Raw genomic sequence first — 263 nt, 5'->3', positions numbered from 1 at the left:
GTCCATTACGATTCCGCCGCGCCGGGCGTCGGCGCGGCGGAATCGTAATGGACCATGGCCAGCACGGCGCCATGGCGCGCGCCGCCCCGCTTGCGCACGACGATGTTGCGCGCGGTCGCCATCGTGCTCTGCCCATGCGACATCCAGTCCCACGACGTCGCGGACACGGTGTCGACCTGGACCTCGGGTTCGAGGCCGAGCGCGCGGATGCGCGCCAGCAGGTACTCGCGGGCGCGGGCGTTCGTGACGCTGCCGGCCGGACG

The 263-nt window shown here is 72.6% G+C and carries 1 pseudogene; it reads right to left on the bottom strand.

Annotation, left to right across the window (positions count from 1 at the left end):
- Positions 1–5: 5 nt before the first annotated feature.
- Positions 6–263: pseudogene (locus tag ACEN88_RS35615) on the bottom strand (hypothetical protein); the annotation flags it as partial.

The sequence above is a fragment of the Massilia sp. CT11-108 genome, assembly GCF_047302915.1.
Lineage (GTDB): Bacteria > Pseudomonadota > Gammaproteobacteria > Burkholderiales > Burkholderiaceae_D > Telluria > Telluria orientalis.
The sequence above is the reverse complement of the archived record's forward strand: the minus strand, read 5'-3'. Positions and strand labels throughout refer to the sequence as shown.